Source organism: Daejeonella sp., from assembly GCF_044342615.1.
In the GTDB taxonomy this organism is placed as follows: domain Bacteria; phylum Bacteroidota; class Bacteroidia; order Sphingobacteriales; family Sphingobacteriaceae; genus Daejeonella.
On record NZ_JBIIPN010000162.1, the window covers coordinates 1 to 4990 of the forward strand.

General features: G+C 34.7%; 5 protein-coding genes and 1 pseudogene. All 6 read right to left on the reverse strand.

The window, feature by feature from the left end:
• Nucleotides 1-142, reverse strand: a pseudogene (locus ACIQ0D_RS11375) (4-hydroxy-3-methylbut-2-enyl diphosphate reductase); the annotation flags it as partial.
• A 61-nt stretch (nt 143-203) separates the two neighbouring features.
• Nucleotides 204-806 (reverse strand): carotenoid biosynthesis protein, encoded by a 603-nt coding sequence (locus ACIQ0D_RS11380; RefSeq protein WP_395805698.1) that lies wholly within the window; start codon nt 804-806, stop codon nt 204-206.
• A 32-nt stretch (nt 807-838) separates the two neighbouring features.
• A complete protein-coding gene (locus tag ACIQ0D_RS11385) occupies nt 839-1930 on the reverse strand; it encodes a glycosyltransferase (RefSeq protein ID WP_395805700.1) in 1092 nt (363 codons plus the stop codon).
• Between the two features lie 2 nt (nt 1931-1932).
• Nucleotides 1933-2556, reverse strand: a complete 624-nt coding sequence (locus ACIQ0D_RS11390) for a lysophospholipid acyltransferase family protein (RefSeq protein ID WP_395805702.1) — start codon at nt 2554-2556, stop codon at nt 1933-1935.
• A 43-nt stretch (nt 2557-2599) separates the two neighbouring features.
• Entirely contained in the window at nt 2600-4060 is a 1461-nt protein-coding gene (crtD, locus tag ACIQ0D_RS11395) for a 1-hydroxycarotenoid 3,4-desaturase CrtD (RefSeq protein WP_395805704.1), read from the reverse strand.
• A gap of 82 nt (nt 4061-4142) precedes the next feature.
• Nucleotides 4143-4990 (reverse strand): D-alanyl-D-alanine carboxypeptidase/D-alanyl-D-alanine-endopeptidase (locus tag ACIQ0D_RS11400; protein ID WP_395805706.1); only part of this gene is annotated, 848 nt, incomplete at its 5' end.

The window sequence follows — 4990 nt, forward strand, 5'->3', positions numbered from 1 at the left end:
CTTCATCATTATGAACAATATCTCCGAGGCAGTATAAATAGCCATCTTCAGCCAAAATTTCTTCAGCCATATCGATAGCATAAACTACCCCAAAACAAAAGCCCGAATCATTATCAATTGTTACTTCTAGATTATACTTCATTGCTTTTTCAAATTTGATTTTAGGTATCTGCATTAAAAATACAAAAATACGAAATAGTTTATCAGAAAGCCCACATATTAAGTCCCAGAAAAAAACCTATTTGCGCAAATAATAAAACGATGGCAGCTTTATTGTTTTTGTTAAAATCAAGTCCCTTGAATACAAAGAACAATAAGAAGGAAAAAATATACCAACCTATATAATTTTGCAAGGGAATTTGTCCGCCTGACCAAGACCAATAATTGAAGCGAATGGCGACTGGCTCAATAAGAAAATCAATTCCTAAAAGAATTAAAGCACCAATTAAAGAAAAAATTATCGAGTTTTTGAGTTTGAAATATTCTAGCAAAACCCCTGTACAATAGATTAAAATTAGCCAATTTACCCCTATGAGTAATGGTGTAGATAATACCTTTAAGCCTAGCGCCTCACCATAGGAATAATCTCCAAAGATAAGTCCGGTATTAACACCGATTACCTCTATAAAAAAGCCTGCCAAATAAATAATTACAGCAAAAATTTTGATGTTTTTTGAAAAATCCTTTGTGCTATAAATCAGTAATCCTAGCATTAGAAGCAGATGATAAGGCACGAGTGCGATAAAAAGTGTCTCAAAGTCTGAATTTAAGAAACCATATAAGCCCACTATATGGAATAATACCATTAAAATACTACAAAATTGAATCCTATTTAACTTCATTTTCTTATTGCTCTACCTTTCCAAATTACCGTTTTAGTAAAGTGTTTTTTAACAGAGATGACCGAAATAAATATCATGCAAAGCAATTGCAAAGGATGCAAAAGCACATTTTGCAAAACATTCTGTCTCGCTGACAATGATATCATTACCCTGCTTAAAACAATCAAAGATAAGGCAAAGAGTACTAATTCTCTGCTCAAAAAGAAGAAGCTTGCTATCGGACTTATTACCACTAGAAGGAGATAAAAAAACAGTCCGAAGACATTATTATTAAACCCGGCAAAAAAGTTTTTACTAAAGCCATTCACTGATTCATCGAAGCTTTTATACATGCGACAATAAACATATCCATTTGCGAGTAATGCTTCTCCAGAATAGGAAGAGCTTTTTACAAGCTTCATAATTTCCACGTCTTCAACTACTTGATGCTTTACCTGTTCATGCCACTGATTTAAGCGATAATTTTCCGCATCAAACATCATAAATTGTCCGCTAGCAGCCGAAAAAGAAGGGTTACTAGAAAGTTTAACTAATCTGAGTGGCAATAAATTCAGTAAAACATAATGCATCAAGGGCACAACTAAGCGCTCGCCCCACGTTTTCATGATCTGATCAGTAAAGAGACTAAGCAGAGCTAAATTACCCGCCTTCATACGATTGATGGAGTTATTAATCAAACCCTCGCTAATAGTTTCATCAGCATCCAAAAATATTAAATACTTACCCTTGGCTGCTTGCGCTAGTTGATAGCAGGCGAAATTCTTACCTAACCAATCTTCAGGGAGTGGCTTGCCTGCAATAACCTTAAAGCGCTTATTATGAATAGCGAAATCCTGGCAAAGCTGAAAAGTATGATCTGTTGAATGATCATCTAAGACTATAACCTCATAATTTTGGTAATTCTGGGCACTTATTGAATTCAATAAAGTAAGAATATCGTCTTGCTCGTTCCTTGCCGGAATCAATATTGATACTAAATCATCATACTGCTTAGCTGACTTAGTCAATTTCGGATTGGAAATGAAATTGAAGAGTGTAACGGCAAAGCGCAGGACTAGAAAAAAGAAAATTAGGTATATCAGTATCATTCTTACACGGCGATCGCGGTTTGCTTTTGCCGCGCATTTTCATAATGTTTGTTAAAGGCACTTTTTATTAATTGCAAACTTGTAAATTCTGCACCCTCCCAAGTTTGAAGATAACAGTTAATTGTTGGCTTCCTATTTTCAAAATAATCGGTAAAGCTTGCCGCAAACACATATTGAAATGTTTTGGAAGAGCTATTTATCAAATTCATTAAGCCCTTTTCGAAATTTATTTCATCTACATGTCCAGAGTGAAGTTTCCCTTGCGGGAATATTAGAACTAAGTTGTTTGAATCATCTAATAATTTACCTGCATACTCGAGGGTTTCAATTATGCTTCTAGATTTCTTTTTAACAGAAAAGCTTCCCAAATATTTCAAAAACCAAACATTGTGGTAATTTTCCTCACTAATCATCACATGGAATTTTTTCTTAAAATACAGACGATTAATTTGAAAGAGAACAAAACCATCCCACCAAGAAAAATGATTTGCTAGTAGAAGAATTGATCTATTTCGATCTAAATCAATTTTATTGAAAACTAAATCATGAAAATCGGATTTAATAATTCTATTGATGTACCAAGAGAAAAATTTAAAAACAATCCAATTTTGGCGTGGCTCAAGCATAGCTTAAAGATATCATTTTTTAACGTTTTGAAAATACATAGGCCTATTTAAGCAATCCATCTACAATTTTTGCCGATAAAAGAGCGAGAGGGATACCCCCTCCTGGATGTACACTTCCTCCAACAAAATATAAACCATTAATTTTTGAACTAAAGTTGGCATGCCTTAAAAAAGCCGAAAACTGACTATTAGAGCTACTTCCATACAATGAACCTTGATATGAAAATGTCTTAGAACCAATAGATCTCGGATCCAATATTTCTTCACAGTTAATATATTTTCTTAAATCTAAACCTAAATTCCTAGAAAGCTTTTCAATGATATTTTTACGTGCATCTGTTATTAATTCATCCCAATTTTGACCGGTATTGGATGGCACATTAATCATAGTAAACCAATTTTCTGAACCATTGGGTGCATCGTCGGTTTTACTTTTAGAGCTTATATTTACATAGATTGTAGGGTCATGATAAATGGATTTATCGTCCCAAATCTGTTTAAATTCTTCCTGATAATTTTCGGTAAAAAATATATTATGCATCTCCAAGTCTGGGAACGCACGATTGATTCCCCAGTAAAAAATTAGAGCAGAGCTACTACGCTCTTGCTTTTGTATGCGCTCTGGCACAGCAAAGTCTTTTAAAAGATTTTGATAGGTGTACCAAACATCCATGTTTGATATAATCAAATCTGCCGAATGGCTAATACCATTAACCTTAACCCCCTGTGCGCGACCATTCTCAATTACAATCTCTTCTACATAAGAGTTAAAATTAAATTTAACACCTAAATCGCGAGCAAGCTTTTCTAGCGAACTAGAAATGGCATACATCCCGCCAACGGGGAAATAAGCACCAAAATGCTGTTCAAAATGTGGGATTACATTTAATGTTGCAGGAGCTTTATAGGGATTAGACCCATTATACGTGGCATATCGATTAAAAAAACGTATAGTTTTATAATCCTTAAAATAGCTCTCAATTGCCTGATTCATAGATCGAAAGGCATCTATTTGAGGAAATCTCAAGAAGGATTTGAATGTCTGCCAACTAAAATAGCTACTCCATTTATGTAACGATCTTTGCAAGAATACCGAATTGGTAATATCGTAGATATCACTACTTTTCTCTAAAAATTTCAGCACAGATTCAGCGCTATCTTCAGTTTTTGTGGCTATTTCATTGGCAAATTTATTCCGATCAGCAAATGCGCTAATCCGTGTGCCATCTTCATAGAAATAATTGCAAACGATATCGAGCTTTTCATATTGGAAATAATCTGCAGGATTTTTACCAGCCAAAGCAAAAAGCTCATCTACATAATGGGGCATGGTAAACAAACTAGGGCCCATATCAAAGCGGAAATTATTCAATTTCATCTCTGAAAGTTTCCCTCCAGCAATGGATCCCGCTTCGAAAACCTCAACTTGATACCCTTTTAATGCTAAACGTATTGAGCTAGCAATACCGGCAATTCCTGCACCAATAATAATGGCTTTTGACATGTTACGAATTTACATTATTTCATTCTCTGAAAAATATTTTGAATAAAAAATGACTCGATTATTTCAATAAACAGGTGTATAATTATTTCAAAGTATTTAAAACCGTAAACATTTTCTGTCGGGCAGAGGAGCTACTACCTCCATAATTATTGATAATGAATGAAAAAACCAAAGGAGTACCATCCGAATTTGTTTGATATCCAGTATAAGCAATTACATCACTGATGCTACCACTCTTCATTTTCATATTATTGTAGAGCGGCAGACTTTCATAAAAGCCCGGAAACCAGCTTTCTTTCTTTACACTTTGTAAAATTTTTGCCATCGCAAGGGTAGTAACTCGATTTGAAGGTGATAAACCACTCCCATCATAAATATTCAATGCATCGCCATCAATACCAGCTTTATCAAACCAGAGTTTTTTTAGAATTTTGACTCCTGCAGGGGTAGAAATTTCTTTAGCGTCCTTTTGCGCAATTGTTTTTAATAAATGTTCCCCAAAAAGATTAATGCTTTTTTGATTGAACCAATAAACAATTTTATCGAGGCTTGGCGAAGTATGAACATCAATAATCTTGGAAGCAGGAGCAAAACTCTGATTATTCAAAGATTGCTGACGAGCGCTAGAGGTACCTTGCTCTACTTTTATTCCCGAATCATTTAATTTATTTAATAGATTATTTGCCAGATCAAATGCAGGGTCAGGCACCGAAGCTGCGATTTCTTTTTTAAGATCAATGCCATAAGTCCCACGAACATAAATCACAGAAGAATATGGTGCAGAATATGCATAAACATTATCGCCAGAGCCTGCGGGACCAGTTTTTACCTCATTCACAATTTTAAGATAGTCCATCTTAGGCCTGGTTTCCAAAAGCTCGGCCACCTCACCAACACGAGAACTTGGCTTAAAAATAAGTCCAAATTGAT